This is a genomic window from Arthrobacter globiformis NBRC 12137 (genome assembly GCF_000238915.1).
Taxonomy (GTDB): domain Bacteria; phylum Actinomycetota; class Actinomycetes; order Actinomycetales; family Micrococcaceae; genus Arthrobacter; species Arthrobacter globiformis.
In genome coordinates, this window is record NZ_BAEG01000020.1 from 1 (window position 1) to 15,594 (window position 15,594).

The 15,594-nt window shown below is 62.8% G+C and carries 16 protein-coding genes and 1 pseudogene; 10 read left to right on the top strand and 7 right to left on the bottom strand.

Translation table 11 applies throughout. The features are described 5' to 3' along the window. The 4 genes from ARGLB_RS23805 to ARGLB_RS23955 form a co-directional block, all read left to right on the top strand. A partial coding sequence (locus ARGLB_RS23805; RefSeq protein ID WP_003798865.1) for a hypothetical protein occupies nt 1-243 on the top strand: 243 nt, incomplete at its 5' end. Nucleotides 244-352: 109 nt separating this feature from the next. Then, nucleotides 353-625 (top strand): hypothetical protein, encoded by a 273-nt coding sequence (locus ARGLB_RS03250; RefSeq protein ID WP_003798867.1) that lies wholly within the window; start codon nt 353-355, stop codon nt 623-625. Between the two features lie 487 nt (nt 626-1,112). Next, nucleotides 1,113-1,607: a hypothetical protein gene (locus ARGLB_RS03255; protein WP_003798871.1), complete on the top strand. Its 495-nt coding sequence runs from the start codon at nt 1,113-1,115 to the stop codon at nt 1,605-1,607. 254 nt (nt 1,608-1,861) lie between these two features. Continuing rightward, entirely contained in the window at nt 1,862-2,302 is a 441-nt protein-coding gene (locus ARGLB_RS23955; protein WP_245531463.1) for a hypothetical protein, read from the top strand. A 63-nt stretch (nt 2,303-2,365) separates the two neighbouring features. Here the strand turns inward: ARGLB_RS23955 and ARGLB_RS03260 are convergent, their stop codons facing one another. Together ARGLB_RS03260 and ARGLB_RS22620 are read right to left on the bottom strand one after the other, a co-directional pair. Continuing rightward, complete coding sequence (locus tag ARGLB_RS03260) at nt 2,366-2,680, bottom strand: response regulator transcription factor (protein ID WP_003798873.1); 315 nt, start codon at nt 2,678-2,680, stop codon at nt 2,366-2,368. A 351-nt stretch (nt 2,681-3,031) separates the two neighbouring features. Further along, nucleotides 3,032-3,353: pseudogene (locus ARGLB_RS22620) on the bottom strand (YsnF/AvaK domain-containing protein); the annotation flags it as partial. Between the two features lie 188 nt (nt 3,354-3,541). Here ARGLB_RS22620 and ARGLB_RS03270 point away from each other — a divergent pair. The 3 genes from ARGLB_RS03270 to ARGLB_RS03290 all read left to right on the top strand — a co-directional run bounded on the left by ARGLB_RS03270 (nt 3,542) and on the right by ARGLB_RS03290 (nt 8,210). Next, nucleotides 3,542-4,759, top strand: coding sequence for an FAD-dependent monooxygenase (locus ARGLB_RS03270; RefSeq protein ID WP_003798876.1), 1,218 nt, complete (start codon nt 3,542-3,544; stop codon nt 4,757-4,759). A 1,770-nt stretch (nt 4,760-6,529) separates the two neighbouring features. Beyond that, complete coding sequence (locus tag ARGLB_RS03285; RefSeq protein WP_003798882.1) at nt 6,530-7,423, top strand: DNA/RNA non-specific endonuclease; 894 nt, start codon at nt 6,530-6,532, stop codon at nt 7,421-7,423. Nucleotides 7,424-7,985: 562 nt separating this feature from the next. Beyond that, entirely contained in the window at nt 7,986-8,210 is a 225-nt protein-coding gene (locus ARGLB_RS03290; RefSeq protein ID WP_043417810.1) for a hypothetical protein, read from the top strand. A gap of 89 nt (nt 8,211-8,299) precedes the next feature. Here ARGLB_RS03290 and ARGLB_RS03295 read toward each other — a convergent pair whose 3' ends face one another. Further along, the gene (locus ARGLB_RS03295; RefSeq protein ID WP_003798886.1) at nt 8,300-9,280 is read right to left on the bottom strand and encodes an aldo/keto reductase; all 981 of its coding nucleotides are present in this window, start codon (nt 9,278-9,280) and stop codon (nt 8,300-8,302) included. 218 nt (nt 9,281-9,498) lie between these two features. Between ARGLB_RS03295 and ARGLB_RS03300 the strand changes: the two genes are divergently transcribed. Next, nucleotides 9,499-10,404: a helix-turn-helix transcriptional regulator gene (locus tag ARGLB_RS03300; RefSeq protein WP_003798888.1), complete on the top strand. Its 906-nt coding sequence runs from the start codon at nt 9,499-9,501 to the stop codon at nt 10,402-10,404. A 55-nt stretch (nt 10,405-10,459) separates the two neighbouring features. On the opposite strand, the gene ARGLB_RS03305 is transcribed toward ARGLB_RS03300, so the two are convergent. After that, nucleotides 10,460-11,383 carry a pseudouridine-5'-phosphate glycosidase gene (locus tag ARGLB_RS03305; protein ID WP_003798889.1) on the bottom strand — a complete coding sequence of 308 codons (924 nt, stop codon included), beginning with the start codon at nt 11,381-11,383 and terminating at the stop codon, nt 10,460-10,462. Between the two features lie 382 nt (nt 11,384-11,765). On the opposite strand from ARGLB_RS03305, the gene ARGLB_RS03310 reads away from it, so the two are divergent. Further along, nucleotides 11,766-12,377 (top strand): hypothetical protein, encoded by a 612-nt coding sequence (locus ARGLB_RS03310; RefSeq protein WP_245531464.1) that lies wholly within the window; start codon nt 11,766-11,768, stop codon nt 12,375-12,377. A 115-nt stretch (nt 12,378-12,492) separates the two neighbouring features. Here the strand turns inward: ARGLB_RS03310 and ARGLB_RS03315 are convergent, their stop codons facing one another. After that, nucleotides 12,493-12,930: a VOC family protein gene (locus ARGLB_RS03315; protein WP_003798895.1), complete on the bottom strand. Its 438-nt coding sequence runs from the start codon at nt 12,928-12,930 to the stop codon at nt 12,493-12,495. Between the two features lie 130 nt (nt 12,931-13,060). On the opposite strand from ARGLB_RS03315, the gene ARGLB_RS03320 reads away from it, so the two are divergent. Then, nucleotides 13,061-13,399, top strand: a complete 339-nt coding sequence (locus tag ARGLB_RS03320) for a YciI family protein (protein WP_043417812.1) — start codon at nt 13,061-13,063, stop codon at nt 13,397-13,399. 24 nt (nt 13,400-13,423) lie between these two features. Here ARGLB_RS03320 and ARGLB_RS03325 read toward each other — a convergent pair whose 3' ends face one another. Both ARGLB_RS03325 and ARGLB_RS03330 read right to left on the bottom strand, forming a co-directional pair. After that, entirely contained in the window at nt 13,424-14,416 is a 993-nt protein-coding gene (locus ARGLB_RS03325; protein ID WP_003798898.1) for a Gfo/Idh/MocA family protein, read from the bottom strand. 56 nt (nt 14,417-14,472) lie between these two features. Further along, entirely contained in the window at nt 14,473-15,546 is a 1,074-nt protein-coding gene (locus ARGLB_RS03330) for a DNA polymerase IV (protein ID WP_175304951.1), read from the bottom strand. Between the last annotated feature and the right edge of the window lie 48 nt (nt 15,547-15,594).

Sequence of the window (15,594 nt, forward strand, 5' to 3'; positions counted from 1 at the left end):
CACCCACAGGAGAGGCGTTCCAGGATTTACTGGTGGACTCAAATCGTTCTAGGTGTCATTGCGATGATCGTGGGTCCCATTCTCCTACTGCGGGAGCCGACGCGAGACCATGTCCTAATTGCCGCAGCCATAGTAGTTGTCGGTGCTATTGCGTTATTCCTGTCGATTAGAGAGCTCACAAAGCTTCCAGAGGAGTACAGGTACGAGGGCGAAGAGGACGACAGCAACATCGGTCCCTGGTGACCGAGGTAGTTTTTTCAACCTCCCGCCAAAGAACGCCCGGTAGACGTTTCTTCTGCGATCCTCAACTGGACGCGATGCCCTGTGACTTCCGTCGTGCAAGAATCGCCGCATGGGTGGGGATGAGCGGGAGACCAGGCAAGAATTGATGATCCTCGATGCCCTTGTACAGGCGATGGATCGGCGTGACGAGGTCTTCCAGATGGTTGAGGATTCAGAGGACAGGGACGAAGCAATCCGTCGGGTGGGCCAGCTGTTGGGTGTGGGAGAATTGGGCAGCCGGGCAGTCCTTGACTTGCAGGCTAGAAGATTCACCCGAGAGCAGCGTCAGGCCATCGCTTCCCGTGCAGAAGAACTTAAATCAAAGTTGCCTGATGGCCGCTGAGGACTTCCTGTTCTCCGTCGATCATTAGTTCCTCGTCCCCCGATAGAGGTGCTGCGGCTCAGCGATCCGGCTTCCGCCCCCTTGGAGTAGACCAAGGAAGCTGGCCCGGTTGAGGTTCCCTATTTTGGGCCTCCACACGTGGTGGCTCCGGAAGGGGACCTTCTATTCCGATGGGTCCAATCTCGTGTTCTGCACAGCCCGGCACACCGTCGCGCCGGCTCCCGCAAAGAGGACCGGTTTTCCGGCAGTCTAGAGACACCTGCATTCTTGATAATTCCCGCTGTCCAACACGCAAAGGTATCGATGTAATGACCACCTCCGACCACGGAAATCGCAAAAATCATCCATGGGAAGGCATTGACCTGGCGATCTACGAGAAGCATATGAGCGACGCCGGGGTGGGCCAGCTACAGCTCCTTCACCGGATCACGGGGGAACAACTCAGTGCGTACCCGTCAGTGCGTACCCGTCCCCCTCCATCGGGATCTTGGGTGTCGCCGGCGGAAACGGACTGGACCTGATTAATCCAGCCACAACGGACGCGGTCTTCGGATATGACATCAACGGCAGTTACCTTCGAGCCTGCGCGGACCGGCACAAAGCAACGCTTGGTCCTCGCTTACAGCTGGTTCAGACGGCGATCGACCGTGCTCTAAGGGTCCCACCGGTCGGGCTCCTGATTGCAAACCTGATCATCGAGTATCTTGGCATTGACGAATTCGCCGCCTTTGCGGCCGCAAACCACCACCACATCGGAACGCTCTCATGCGTCACCCAACTCAACCAGGCTGCCAGCTTCGTCAGCGCCACCCAGTACGCGGCATCCTTTGACGCCCTGGAATCCATCTCCTCCGACATCGATCCGGTGAACCTTGCAGACGCGATGAATAAATCCGGATTCAAACACGTCCTGACGTTGAGCTACCCACTTCACAACGGCAAAACACTGATCCGCCAAGACTTTCGTTCCACCGCAGACTAAGTAGGCTGCAAGACCGCCAACGGCGACAACCATGGTCGAAGCCGTTCAAGGGCTGATGGCCGACTTCCTGCTTGGTACATAACCGATCGGCCCGAAGCTCCCGGCCCTGCTCCTTCCAAACCGGTTTGGAATCACCGCCGCTGCGTTATTGGCCGAAAGTCAGGAAGGTGCCTCTCCTAAGGCTGCGGGTACAAAACCCCGGGGCTCTTATGGAAGCTGTATGCACACGACCTCGTCGGTGCCACACTGCAGTAATGAGCATTTCCAAGTGGTGGCCGCTGTTCCAGGCGGGAACCCGTACCTGGCTTATCGAGCACAACGGTGAGCCGCTGCCGCCGCCTGTAAAGGCCACATCCCCGGGGTTACGAGCGGCACGGCTGATTTTGCGTGGTGGTGGGCTGGCGAATCAACCGCCCGTCCGCAGCTTTCCGAGGTTTTGGACGGGATCGAGGCTGTCGCCAATGACGAGGAGCCGACGCCCGGCTGAAATCTCCGCCCCGACGACGAACACGCAACTCTTGAGGATCATGGGCGATTCAAGAGGGCCTGCCGTGGTCGCTGCTGGTTTATCGGATCAAGAACTAGCCCGACTTCTGGATGGTCTTTATCGAAATCTTGATACTCGCGCGCCGGAACCGGATGCAATCCTTTGGTACGAGATATGTGTTGAAGAAAGCCGCCGCAGGGCGAACTGAGTCGCGACATGTCCGGCTCTTCAGGTTCTGCAGCGTTTTGCGAGAGCTGGCAGGCAGGATCCTTCATGCTGGGTGCGTTGCCTTGGTTACGGTGTGCTCCAGAGGAGCGGGGCAGAGCTCACTTGCTTTTTGGGCTAGCTCCTTTGGGCGGAAGGGCTTCGTGAGGTAAGCCGCTGCGCCTGAGGCCATCCCGGCAAGAACATCGTCGTTTTCGGCCCTGGCGGTCAGGAACAGGAGCGGGGCGTTGTTCTGCGCGCGCATGGCGCGGGCAACCACGTGCCCGTCCATGTCGGGCAGGCCCATATCCAAAGTGATCAAGGAAATGGCAGGATCGGCGGCCGCGGCAATGCCTTCAGCCCCTGTGCGGACCGCACGCACTTCGAAATCAGCGCGTCAGCACGATCCTGATGAGTGCCCTGATGTCATCATCATCTTCTACGACAAGGCAAACGCGGCCTTGATCCATTCGAGCCCCCCGGCCTTCTCGGTTGCCACCCACCTTACAACTAGCAGGTCCGTAGCCCAGGGAGTGATAGCCCTGGCCGCTGCTGCACGTGGACAGGTTCTCGCGCCGCGTCTGCTTCACGGCAGACCTATCATGGCTTCTGCTCCTTGGGACTTTCAACAGCAGCTGCCCCGGGGCAGGCACATTAGAGTTGTTGGTGAAGGAAAAGGGGCGGGGCAAGGGAGGACGTGCGAAGGGGCCCGGGCCCGGTTGCAGCTGATCGTTTAGCGGCAGGTGTCGTCGATTCCGTCTGTTTCGATGTTCTCCTTGCGGACTTCTTCGTTGACGGCGACGTTTTCGGTCACGGACCTTTGTCGACACGGACCCGTTCAACCGGGACGGTTTCCTTCTCCACAATGGGCGTTCCTCGTGAAGGATGACTTCGTGTTCTTCCTCGCTGATGTCGGGACCGCTGGTAGCGGCAGCGATGTTGGCATCGGTGATGGGTTCGCGTACGATCAGGACTTCTTCACGCTGCGCCGGGACGGTCTTGGTGACATTCTCGGTGACTACATACTTACGCAGCCGCGCCCGGCCGGCAGGCTCAAGATGGCCGTCCTCCGTGAAGGGCCACGAAGGTCCTTCCGTTCGCAGGTGAAAAATCAACCGCCCATGAGTAATGCCCTCATCCGCCGATCCAGGCCGACTCTGATCGCCGCCAATCCAGCGGAACCCAGGCACTGGTCCGCTGACGTTCTGCACCAATGACGGAAGTACAGCGATAGCCTTTGTGGATGTCTGTTCCTTCCGCCCTGATCGCCGGTGCGAGCATCGCCGGCCCGGCTCTCGCATATTGGTTGAACCGCTTCGGCTGGCGCACGACAGTGGTGGAGCGGGCGCCGGCTTTGCGCACTGGGGGGCAGAACGTTGATTTGAAGGGAGCAGGGCTGGAGGTCATTCGCCGGATGGGGCTCGAGGAACAGGTCCGCGCCGTGCATCCGGGCGAGTTGGGCGTGGAGTTCATCGGCTCGCGCGGGCAGGTGCTTGCCCGTTTTCCGGCCGGCGACCCGAGCGGTTTGAGCGTGACCGCCGAAGTGGAGATCCTAAGGGGTGACCTCGCCGAACTCCTTGTCGCGGCCACCTCCGACAGCACTGAATACCGCTTCGAAGACCGCATCACCGCGGTCACGCCGGAAGGCGACGGCGTTCTGGCCAGCTTCGAGCATGCCAGCGCCGAGCGGTTCGACCTCGTGGTGGCCGCCGACGGCATCGGCTCCAGCACCCGCCGGCTGCTCCTGAGTGGTGGGTCCGTCGTTCACGGCTTGGGGGTGGAGGCGACCTGGGCGACCATTCCGCGGACGGAGACAGACACGGACTGGTGGCGCTGGTTCAACGCCCCGGGTGGAACCATCTCGCTTCGACCTGACCGGCACGGCACCACGCGCGCGATCGTAACGCGCACCCTGACCCGGGCCGAGAAACCCATGGGTTCTCCCCAGCGGACACCTGACCAGCAGCGCGCACTGCTGCGCAGAACCTTTGCAGGTGCTGGCTGGGAGGCGGACCGGGTGCTCGATGCCCTTGACGATGTCGAAGACCTGTACACCGAGTCGCTGGGCCAAGTCCACGCGCCGCGGTGGTCACAAGGCAGGCTCGTGCTGGTCGGTGACGCGGCCTACTGCCCCTCGCCTGTGACCGGGATGGGCACTACCCTCGCGATCGTTGGCGCCTATGTCCTCGCCGGAGAGATCGCCGCGTACGGAGCCGTAAAAGACGGGCTGGCTGCTTACGAACGGATCATGCGCCCATGGGTCGAGCAGGTGCAGAAACTTCCGCCAGGGGTACCAAGAATCGCCAACCCCACCTCGCGCGCCGGCGTTGCGGTACTTCAAGCTGCGATCCGGACAGCTGGCACGCCCTTCGTGCGAGGAATCGCCAGCCGCCTAAACGGAGACGGCAAATCGAACACGCAGTTCGATCTCCCCACCTACGGCCCCCTTGACTCCCGCTAACTCGTGCAATCGACCTCTATTCACCTTTGAAACCATCGGAACGCGTCTCATAAACTTCCTGCCTCAAAACGCTAGGGCTTCGAGACGGCCCGTGCTCCAGCTCGGGGACCTTCACCGGGCGGTGAAGGTCCTCGAGCCGGGCATACGGGACATCCGGATGGCAGCCCTTCACCCCGATCGAGAATTCAAGGTGTGCGCCCTTCCATCGACAGTGGTCAGACTCCTGAGGAGTTAAGACTCACCGGGTTGGTAAAAGGCTGTCAGTCCGCGGCGCATGATGATTCCTGAAACAGTGAGTGCGATCGGCTTCTGGTTGTTGACAAGCGGCAGTACCACGGTCGCCATGTCGACCAGGATGCCAGTCGAATCACCGCTCAGAACGCCCTTTGCGAAGCGCTGGGCACAAACCACCGCTCTGAACTCCATTGCATACGCGTCGAATCATGCCCTGCCGAAACGCTGGTTTTCATCTGTATCGTCCGGCCTCATACCGAGATTGTCGCCTACAAGTTGCCGCCCCAGCCTGACGAAGAGTTCATCCTCCCCTGCCTCAAGAAACCACACGACATCATGATCGTCTCTCATCGACAATGCGCCGCCTAAGCCCCTTGCGCGCCCGAACGGGGTGAAATCACTCGCGTGGGTGAAACCGTGACGCCGGTCAGTCCTATGGAGCGCTTGCTGGATTGACCCCAACCATACCGTCAACACTCCTCAAAATCATTGGATGAAATTCGGGGGGCAGGACGCCGCTCCAGGAGCCGAAAACCGTACTGGCAGGACGCGCCGCGGCGGTCTATCCAAACTGGGGGCGTCTACTTCGAGACACCGCCTATGTCGGGTCCGGCGGAAAAGCCCGCGAGGGCAGGCGCCGTTGCGGGGCTACTGCCGAGCCGCCAGAGCGGCCATCGTCCGGAAGTCCTAGTTCCATGGTGCCGGTGCGGGACCAGAAAAGCGGTGCCCCGGCCCTGCTGGGTGGTGTGGCGGGCTTTGTCCAGGATGAAGTCGCGATCCTCCTGTGACACGCTGACGGGATGGCGAGCCTCCGGACCGGCGACGCGCGACGACGTGCGGAGCGGACCTCAATAAAGCGTCCGCTGCTCCCGGTTGGGGAAAAGTTCAGGTCCTAGGGCCTGAGGCGCTAATTCCGGACCTCGACGTCGAAGTCATGCCCGGGGCGGTCAGTCAGTATTGCCGCGTCCCTGACAGCGTCCGGGATATCTTCGACGCTTCGGGCATGGCCCGAAGTTCCGGCAACTCGACGACGTGGAGGTCAAGCCAGCCGTCGGCCGCCTTCTTGATCCAAGGCACGGGGCCGGGGCATATGCACGGGCAGAACGGTGGATTTGATCAGCCACGATGGCAAGTAATCAGTCTCGAGACTCTAGTGGCGGCAACCGCTTCGTGGAGGGGCTTGGCCTCGTGTGTTCCTCAGGTATCCCTAGGAGAGCACGAAAGGATCGGACACCTGGCCAGTACGGTGGCTCTTGACCAGTCCGCCGGGCCCTGTGATGCACCGCCTGTAACGTCGGGTTCGGCGGGAACCAAGGCACACCTCCGGGCAGAAGTGCCGGTGACGGCGCTGCCTGCGCCGCATGCATGGCAGTCCCGCACTGAGCAGCAAGGGAGCAAAGTCTGGGCGGCGTCAGCGACCGCGGTAGATTCAGTGCCGGTGTTTTGCCCACGCACCCGGCGGCTCCGGAGGAGCCCTGCCGGCCTGCACCGCATGTGGTGCGCGCAGACGCCAGCTGTCGCTGATACCTTCAACAGATGACGGAACTGACCCCTGACCCGCTGCCGTTGATCGCCAGCGATCTGTCAGGCCGTGAGGGTTTTGACTCCGAATTCCTGGGGCAGCACGTTCCCCTGCCCACACTGAACGGGGTCGACACCGTCCTGCTGCCTTACACGCACTTCTCGGTGCTCATGCGCACCGACAAACGCCTTGCCGCGGTAGCCGGCCTCGGCATCGACGGCGGGAAACTGATGGACATCGACCGCTCCGGAATTCCCTGGAAGTTGGATCCGAGGCTGCCGGAGAGTCAGCAGACAGGTGAACGGGTCTATGCCAACAACGACATCGATCGGGGCCACCTCGCACGTAGGGCGTCCGCCGTTTGGGGTGACACCCGCGCCGAGGCGGCCCAGGCCAATAAAGACACCTTCCACTACACCAATGCGGCGCCGCAGGCAGCAAGGTTCAACCAGGGCATGGAGCTCTGGCTTGGTCTGGAAACATACCTGCTGGACAACGCAGCCGACTACCGCCGCCGGCTCATCGTCTTCACCGGCCCCGTTTTCAGCGACAGCGACCCCTTGTACCGGGATGTCCAGATTCCCTTGCGGTTCTTCAAGGTCGCCGCCTTCATTCACGACGGCACACTGGCAGCCACAGGGTACATCGTGGACCAGACCCCGGTACTCCCGGACCTCTCACGACCAGGAGTTCAGGAAGGCTCTCCCCCGCTGGGCCCGTTCCGGACCTTCCAGGTGCCCGTCCGGGATATCGCCGCCCTGACTGGGCTGGACCTCAAACAACTGACCGCGGCGGACCGCATGCCAATAGCAGCGGCACAGCCCGCGGCCCGGCCGGCCTCCGCGTGGCGCCGCCTGCGCTCATTCGAGGACCTCGACCTGAACTTTGACCTGCGCGAACAGCACTGACCGGGCACCCTTAAAGCCACGCAGACTCCACGGACGCCCGCAGGAAAGGACTGAAAATGAGCACCGGTGATGGCGCCGGCCTGAGAATCAGTCGCGGCGGCTCCTGCCTTCTTTATCGTTATCGGTGGGGCCCGGAGCGGCATCCCGGCCCTCCGGATATTCCGTTGGCTGGCCCTCCGGAACTCCGGCCTCGTGCGTCGTTCCGGCATCTCCGTAGTCACCCTCGGCATACCCGCCAGCACCCCTCACCGAAGCGGCTACGCCGGACCCTTAGGGCGTTGCCTCGTTCGCGTACAGCGGGCTACCCCAACCTCTGTCGTCCAGAAGTTTTCTGGTCGCTTGTTCTCCGTCCGGGCGCTTCGGCGCGAATTGGGTGAACGCAGGGCTGTTTCCCATGGAATTCACATTTGTGCGTATCAAAATGCGAATGGAAGGAACCAGGGCATGTAGGCCCCCTAGGAGTGGGAGAAATCATGAGCGCAAAGTGGGGTTTCGCCGCGATTGTGGCTGTCTTTTCCGTAATGTCAGTAATCTGCGCGTTGTTGTACTTGCTGGCAATTTCATGATCCTCGTCGCCATTGCCGAACGGCGGGGAGCCTGGGTGCCGGTCGTCCTCACCGGTTCAGACGGTTTTGAAGCGTCATGCACCTCGGACGCCACGGCGCCCTGGTTCCACAAAGGGTCGTTCGGCTTCGTCGGAAAGCCCGGGAACGTGGCGGCACTGCCGGCACGAGGCATTGCTGCGACCCAACTCGGAACTGGAACAACCGCGGACAAGCCCCTCTGATCGCCTCAGGTCGCGTGGGAGCCGATGTCGCAGCCATTGCGTTGTCGCCCACTGGAACGGGGAGTTTGGCCGGACACCACGGCCGGGGATCAGCCGTCTATCGAGGCCATGTTGGCCTCGTCGTGGCGTTCCCCTGCGGCAGGCCGCAGGGTGTTCAGCCGCTCCAGCTGGTCGCCGGTGAGTTGTATGCCGTCGGCAGCAGTGTTCTCCTCGACGCGGGAGACCCGACGGGTGCCGGGGATCGGGGCGATGTCGTTCCCACGGGTCAGCAGCCAGGCGAGGGCTGTCTGTGCGGGGGTCGCGCCGATTTCGGCGCCGATAGCCTTCACTTCGTCGACGATCGCGAGGTTCCGGTGGAAGTTCTCGCCCGTGAATCGCGGGTTGGTCTTGCGCCAGTCGTCGTCAGGGAAGTCGTCCACGGACCGGATTTGACCGGTCAGCAGGCCGTGTCCGAGCGGTGAGTACGGGACGAAGCCGATGCCGAGTTCACGTAGCAGCGGCAGGATTTCCTCCTCCACGTCGCGGGTCCAGAGAGAGTACTCGGTCTGCAAGGCGGTGACCGGCTGTACTGCGTGTGCGCGGCGGATGGTCTCCGGGGAGGCTTCGGACAGTCCGAAGTGCAGTACCTTGCCGTCGGCGATGAGGTCCGCGACGGCGCCGGCGGTTTCCTCGATCGGGGTGTTCGGGTCGACCCGGTGCTGGTAGTACAGGTCGATGTGGTCGGTGCCGAGGCGCTTGAGGGAGCCCTCGACGGCGGCCTTCACGTTCGCTGCACTGCTGTCGATCTCGCCGGGACCGCCGCCGGAATGGGAGACGAGGCCGAACTTTGTGGCGATCCTGACCTGGTCGCGGCGTCCCTTGACCGCCTGGCCGACGATCTCTTCGCTCAGGAAAGGCCCGTAGATCTCTGCCGTGTCGATGTGGGTGACCCCGAGATCGAGTGCGCGGTGGATCGTGCGGATCGACTCCGCGTTATCCAGGGTGCCCTCGCTGGTGTAAGTGCCGGCCATGGTCATGGCGCCGAGTCCGATGGCGGAAACTTCCAGGTCTCCGAGACGTGCGTTCTTCATGCTCTTTCCTTTCAGTGTGGGTTTCAGGCCTGGGTCTGGGCATGGCCCAAGGCTCAGCAATGGAGATCTGCGATGATGCCTTCCCAGGTCCCAACCGGCCCGTGCGGGACGGCTGATGATTCAAGTCAACCGGTCAGCGCGTGGGCTAACGAGACCCTACCTAGAGGTTCCCTGGCAGGGACCCGCTAGCGGGCTCGAGGTGGAGTACCTTCGACACCATGGACAACCAGGACGATCTCAGCCAGTTCCTCGTCTCGAGGCGGGCAAAGCTGACCTTGAAGCAAGTGGGCCTGCCTGACTTCGGCGGGCGGCGCCGCGTTCCTGGCCTGCGGCGGGAAGAAGTGGCGCTCTTGGCCGGCATGAGCTCGGAGTACTACAAACGCCTGGAACGCGGCAATGCCAAGGGAGCGTCGGAGGCCGTCATTGATGGGGTCAGCCGGGCGCTCCAATTGGATGAGGCAGAGCACTCGCATCTCCACGAGCTCATCCGTTCAGCCAACGCCGGCGCCCACCCGCAGCGCAGGCGCCCGGCACGCAAAACACAGATCAACCCCACCCTGCAGCAGACCATCGACGCGATGTCCACTGTCCCGGTGTACGTGCAAAACGGCAGGCTGGACGCCGTGGCCACCAACCGCCTCGGCCGGGCTCTCTTCTCAGAGATGTTCGAGGACTCCCGGCAGCCCGTGAACGCCGCACGCTTCGCCTTCCTTGATGCCAGGGCACAGACGTTCTACCGGGACTGGGAATTCAACACCCGCCAAATCGTTGCCCTTCTCCGGGTCGAAGCGGGCCGTTCCCCCTACGACCGCCAGCTCAGCGACCTCGTCGGCGAACTCTCAACCCGCAGCGACCTTTTCCGGAAACTCTGGGGAGCGCACGACGTCCGCGAGCACCGCACCGGCATCAAAAGCATTCACCACCCCATCGTTGGCGACCTCGACCTGAACTACCTCGGGCTGGACCTGGCCGCTGACCGCGGCCTTCAGATGCTCGTGTTCTCCGCGGAACCAGGCTCCACGTCCCACGACGGACTGCAGCTGCTGGCCAATTGGGCCGCCACAAACAGCGTCGAGGTGAAAGGTAGCGACGAAGCAGCCACCAACCACACCCTCGGAAATTGATGCTGCGAAGGGCGGGCCGACTCCCAACGCTGGCCATTCAAGGCGGCCACTCCGGTTAGCGGGTCAGCGCGGAGGCGACTTCGCCACCCAGGGACACGTTACTGCGGTACACGTCGACATTTACATTCACGCTGCGGCCGTTTGATGCGCGCTGGATGAAGTCCAAAAGGAACGGTGTGGTGTCCTTGCCGCTGATCCCGTTCTTCTCCGCCTCCGCCCACGCCCGGGAGAGAATGTCGTCGAGTTCGGCCGGAGGGAACTGTTTGTCCTCTGCGATCGGGTTTGCCAACAGGATGGCCGATTCGATGTGCAGGTCGTCTCGTGCGCTGCAGATTGCTGCAACTTCATCGGGGGTGTTGACTGCGTACTCGATCTCAAACCCCGAGTCGGAAACGTAGAAGCCAGGGTACTTCTTGGTCTTATATCCGATGACCGGGATGTTGAGCGTTTCGAACCGTTCGAGGGTGGCTGCGACGTCCAGTATGGACTTCACGCCGGCGCTCACGACGATGATCGGGGTAGTAGCCAGGGTAGTCATATCGGCAGATTCATCGAAGGATGTCGCCGCACCATGGTGAACTCCACCCAAGCCGCCGGTTGAGAACACTTTGATGCCGGCGCGGTGTGCCAGGAATGCTGTTGCTGCCACGGTCGTGCCGCCGTGGAGCCGAAGAGCAGCCACTACGGGAAGATCGCGGAGGCTGACTTTCTTGACTGCCCCGTCATTGGAGAGCGAGGTGATCTGCTCAAGGCTGAGCCCCACCGTCGGAACACCGGCGAAGACACCGATCGTTGCAGGAAGGATCCCTTGACTGCGGAGGCGTTCCTCAGCTTCCAAAGCAACTTCAAGATTGCGCGGACGGGGAAGACCGTGGGTGAAAATGGTCGATTCCAAAGCCACGACAGGGCGCCCGCCAGCAACGGCTGCGGCCACTGGCTCTGAGACGTGGAACGCCACGCTGGTGCGGGTGGATGACACGGCTGGTCTCCCTGCAGAACGTGATCTGACCTGACTCACCAAGGTTCCCGCACGCGAGAACCAACAACAAGAACCAACGCTTCGGCCCCTGCTCAAGCTGAATCAGCGTGGCACTAAGGCCCCGCCCTCCCCTGAGCGACGCATTTTGTGCGCGGAGGGATAAAATGGTCCGATCATGATCGGTGCCCAGCTCCGTATCCTGGCCTGGTTCGTCAGCCTAGCGACCCTCCTCTCGGCCTGCGCGCCCGCTGTCAGACTCGATGAAGTCGCCACCGATCGACCGATCCAGACCACCTCGGCCCCGCCGGCCCCACGCGATGGCGTCCCAGCTCCTCACCGGACCCCGTCCCCCACCCCGACATCGATTCCGACGCCGACCCCGGTGCCCCGGGCGTTCGCCCTCAACCTCTACCAGGAGGGGGACTTCGTTCCCCAGTACACCTTTGAGTGGTGTGTGGCCGCGAGCATCCAGATCATGCACAATTTAATCGACGATGCGGGGGCAGCAGGCACGTGGACCGATCGCGTTCAGCAGGGCGAGCTGTGGGAGATGGCCCGGGCGCGGTCGTCCAACTCGTTCAACGGGGCCAACCCCTTGGGCTGGGCGAAGGTGCTGACTAAGGTCGGGATGGGGCCCTACGCCGTCGTTAGCATCGCCAACTACGACGTAGCGCTGCGGACCGCGGCGCGGGCCATCGCCGAGACAGGCCGGCCCGTCGGGCTGGTCATGTGGCGCGGTCGCCATGTGTGGGTGATGAGCGGCTTCACGTCACTAGGCGATCCCGACCAGTTCCCGAAGTTCTCGGTCACCGGCATCCGCGTCCAGGATCCGCTCTACCCGTACGGAGACGTTCGATGGGGACCGTCCCCCGCGCCCAACGCCCTGCTCACCCCCAAACAGTTGGCAACGCAGTTCGTCGTCCGTGCACCGCGACGCTGGAGCAGCAATCTGCCGGCCGGCTACATGCTGGTGCTGCCGCTCGCCAAGGCCTGATCCCCGGTGACGTCCGCGTGGCCGCTGCCGCCTGCGAGGATGATCGTTCCGTCGCGCCGGCCTATCCGTGCAGCTGCAGCGGGCACCCACGCTTATAGTTGGTCCGATTCAAGCGTCAGTCTTTGATCAGTTTCTCGGCGAACATCACGAGGATGCCGCTGGGACCGCGTACGTAGGTGAGTTTGTAGACGTCCTCGTATGTCGCCACGCCGCGGAGTGGATAGCATCCGTGCTTCGCGGCTATCTCAAGGGCTTGGTCGATGTCGTCGACTGAGAAGGCGACGCGGTGCATGCCGATGTCATTGGGACGAGTTGGCTTCGTCTCGATCGCTTTGGGGTGGATGTATTCGAAGAGCTCAAGCTGGCCGTAACCGTCTGGCGTCTGGAGCATGGCAATCTTGGCGTGGTTGCCATCGAGTCCGACGGCGGTATCGGTCCACTCCCCGCTGACCGTGTCACGGCCCACGACCGTGAGACCGAGGTCGGTGAAAAAGGCGATGGTTGCTTCCAGGTCGCGAACGGCGATCCCGACGTTCTCAAGTTTGATGGCCATGCGTTGAAAGCTACCAAGACAGGCCGGCTAGCTCCAGTGGCGGGCGGGACCCGATTGAACACGCCGGGAGCAAATGGGGATTGAGGCACAACCGTTGCTGTCCGGCCCGCCCGCGGGGCATCATCGAGGCATGACCAAATACCTCATCTCCTTCCCCAGCGAAGCAATGGTGCTCACTGACGAGGAGTTCCCGGTCGTCTCGGCCGAATCCCACGCAGTCATCGAGGAGGCGAAGGCTGCCGGCGTCTACGTATTCGGCGGCGGGATCAACGAGGAAGTCGATCCCGTTCTGGTCTCCGCCGACGGGTCGGTGAGCACCGAGATCTATCCGGGCTCCGAGCTCACCGGTGGATTCACCGTGCTGGAGCTGCCGACACGCGAGGACGCGGTCGGGTGGGCGAGGAAGATCGCGGTGGCCTGCCGTTGCGCGCAGGAGCTCCGCGAGTTCGGGTACGACCCGGCGAGCTAGCCGGGATCCGGATGTGCCCTCGGTTCAGACGCCCTCTTGGCTCCGCGCTGCCCCGTCGAGATCTTCCAGCACCCGCGCGTTGTTGGCCGCGTCCGTGAGATCGTAGCGGAGCGGCGTGCCGTTGAGGACGCTGTCGGCGAAGTGTTCGCCCATCCGTACGAAGTGGTTTTCGCCCTTGACCTCGTGATAGACCGTGTCCTGCCCGAAGTGATGCTCCTCCAGGACCGAATCCTCTTCCAGGAGCCCAAAAGGATTGTCGAGGAAGAGCCGGCCCTCGGTGCCCGTGATTTCCAAAAAGTTGCGGCGCTCGAGGTTCACTCCGGTATCAAAAAGCGCGGTTGCGGCGCCGGGAAAGCGCAGGATGCCCGCAATGCTGGTGTCAATCCGGCCGCCGTCGTTGGCGTCGCGGTAGTTGCCAAAAGCGGCGACCCGAGCCGGCTCCTGCGCCGTGACCATCCGGCTCACGTTGACGCAGTAGCACCCCGTATCGAAAAGTGCGCCGCCACCAAGCCCGGAATACCATCGGATGTTGTCGTCCGCGCCCGCATCGAAGGAGTGACCGACGTGGACAAAGGTCAGTTTGCCCACCGCCTCGGCCGCGAGCAGCTCCTGCAGTTTCTCGAAACGCGGGTGAAAACGGTACATGAAGCCTTCCAGGACTTTGAGCCCGGTCTCGTCGGCCTTGCGCGCAATCTCCTCGCACTCGGCGGCGCTCATCGCCAAAGGCTTTTCGCAGAGGACGTGCTTGCCCGCGTCCAAGGATTTCAGGATCCATTCGAGGTGCAGTGCGTTCGGCAGCGGAATGTAGACAGCATCGATGTCCTGGGCAGCGAGCAGCGCCTCATAAGAGCCAAACGCCTGTGGGATGCCGTGCTTGTCGGCGTACTCCCTGGCCTTTTCCTCGGTGCGGGAGGCGATGCCTACGACCTCACCGTTTTTCGTTTCCTGCAGGGCCGGAATTGTCTTGCGGACGATGCGGGCGGTGCCCAGGATGCCCCAACGGAGTTTCTCGCTCATTGACCTCTCCTTTTTTCACAAACCTACCCGACGGGTAAAGGACAAGAGCGACGGCGTCACCAACCACCGCGCGTCGGCGTATGTCCCTTTCGGGCATCGTCAGGCATCGCCATTTCGGCCCGCAGTCCTAGGAGCCGGATCGGGCGGCCCGCTTCGATTGCGGTTGCGAGGTCCAAGGCCCGCGTGAGGATTTCGGTCCGGTCGAACGTCTCGGGAACCTTCCTCGCGTGGGTTTTGGTGAAGAACGGCGCGTACCGAACCTTGAGGGTCAGCCCAACCACGGGCCGCCCTTCGGCCGCAACATCCTCAAGAACGCGCGCTGTCAGCTCCCTGACGGCGTCGTCCACCTGGGCGGGCTCGGTCAGGTCGTGCTGGAAAGTGGTCTCCCGGCTATGCCCGCGGGCAACCCACGGGGTGTCGTCCACAATGCTGGCGCCGTCCCCGCGTCCGAGCTCCGCGTACCAGGGACCCATCCTGGGGCCGAACTCCGGGACCAGGTCCTGGGGGTCGGACGCGGCGAGCTCCGCGACTGTGTTGATGCCGAGTTTGGCCAGCCGGCCCGACACTTTGGTTCCGACGCCCCACAGGTCCTTGGTAGGCCGGCTGCCCATGACCTCGAGCCAGTTCCCGGCCGTGAGACGGAAGACGCCGGCCGGCTTGCCGAAACCGGTGGCGACCTTGGCTCGGACCAGGGTATCGCCGATGCCTACGCTGCAATGCAGTTGTGTTCGCTCCAGGACAGCGGCCTGCACCTGCCGGGCGTAGGCTTCCGGATCGTCTGTCTCAGTGCCCATGAATGCTTCGTCCCAGCCCAGCACCTGCACGGTGGCGCCGGGCTGCGCGCGGAGGGCCGTCATGACTGTTTCAGACGCAGCCAGGTAGGCCTCGTGATCGACGGGCAGGATCACAGCGTCCGGCACTTTCCTGGCCGCAATGCGTAAGGGCATTCCGGAACCCACGCCGAACGCCCTGGCCTCGTAGGATGCGGTCGACACCACAGCCCGTTCCGTGGGGTCGCCCCGGCCGCCGACAATGATCGGCTTGCCCGCAAGCTCCGGCCGCCGGAGCACTTCGACCGCCGCGATGAACTGGTCGAGATCGACGTGCAGCACCCACCGGATTCCGCTCATGCCACCAGTCTGCCCCAAAGAGGTACGACGACGAGGCCGCCGACCGCA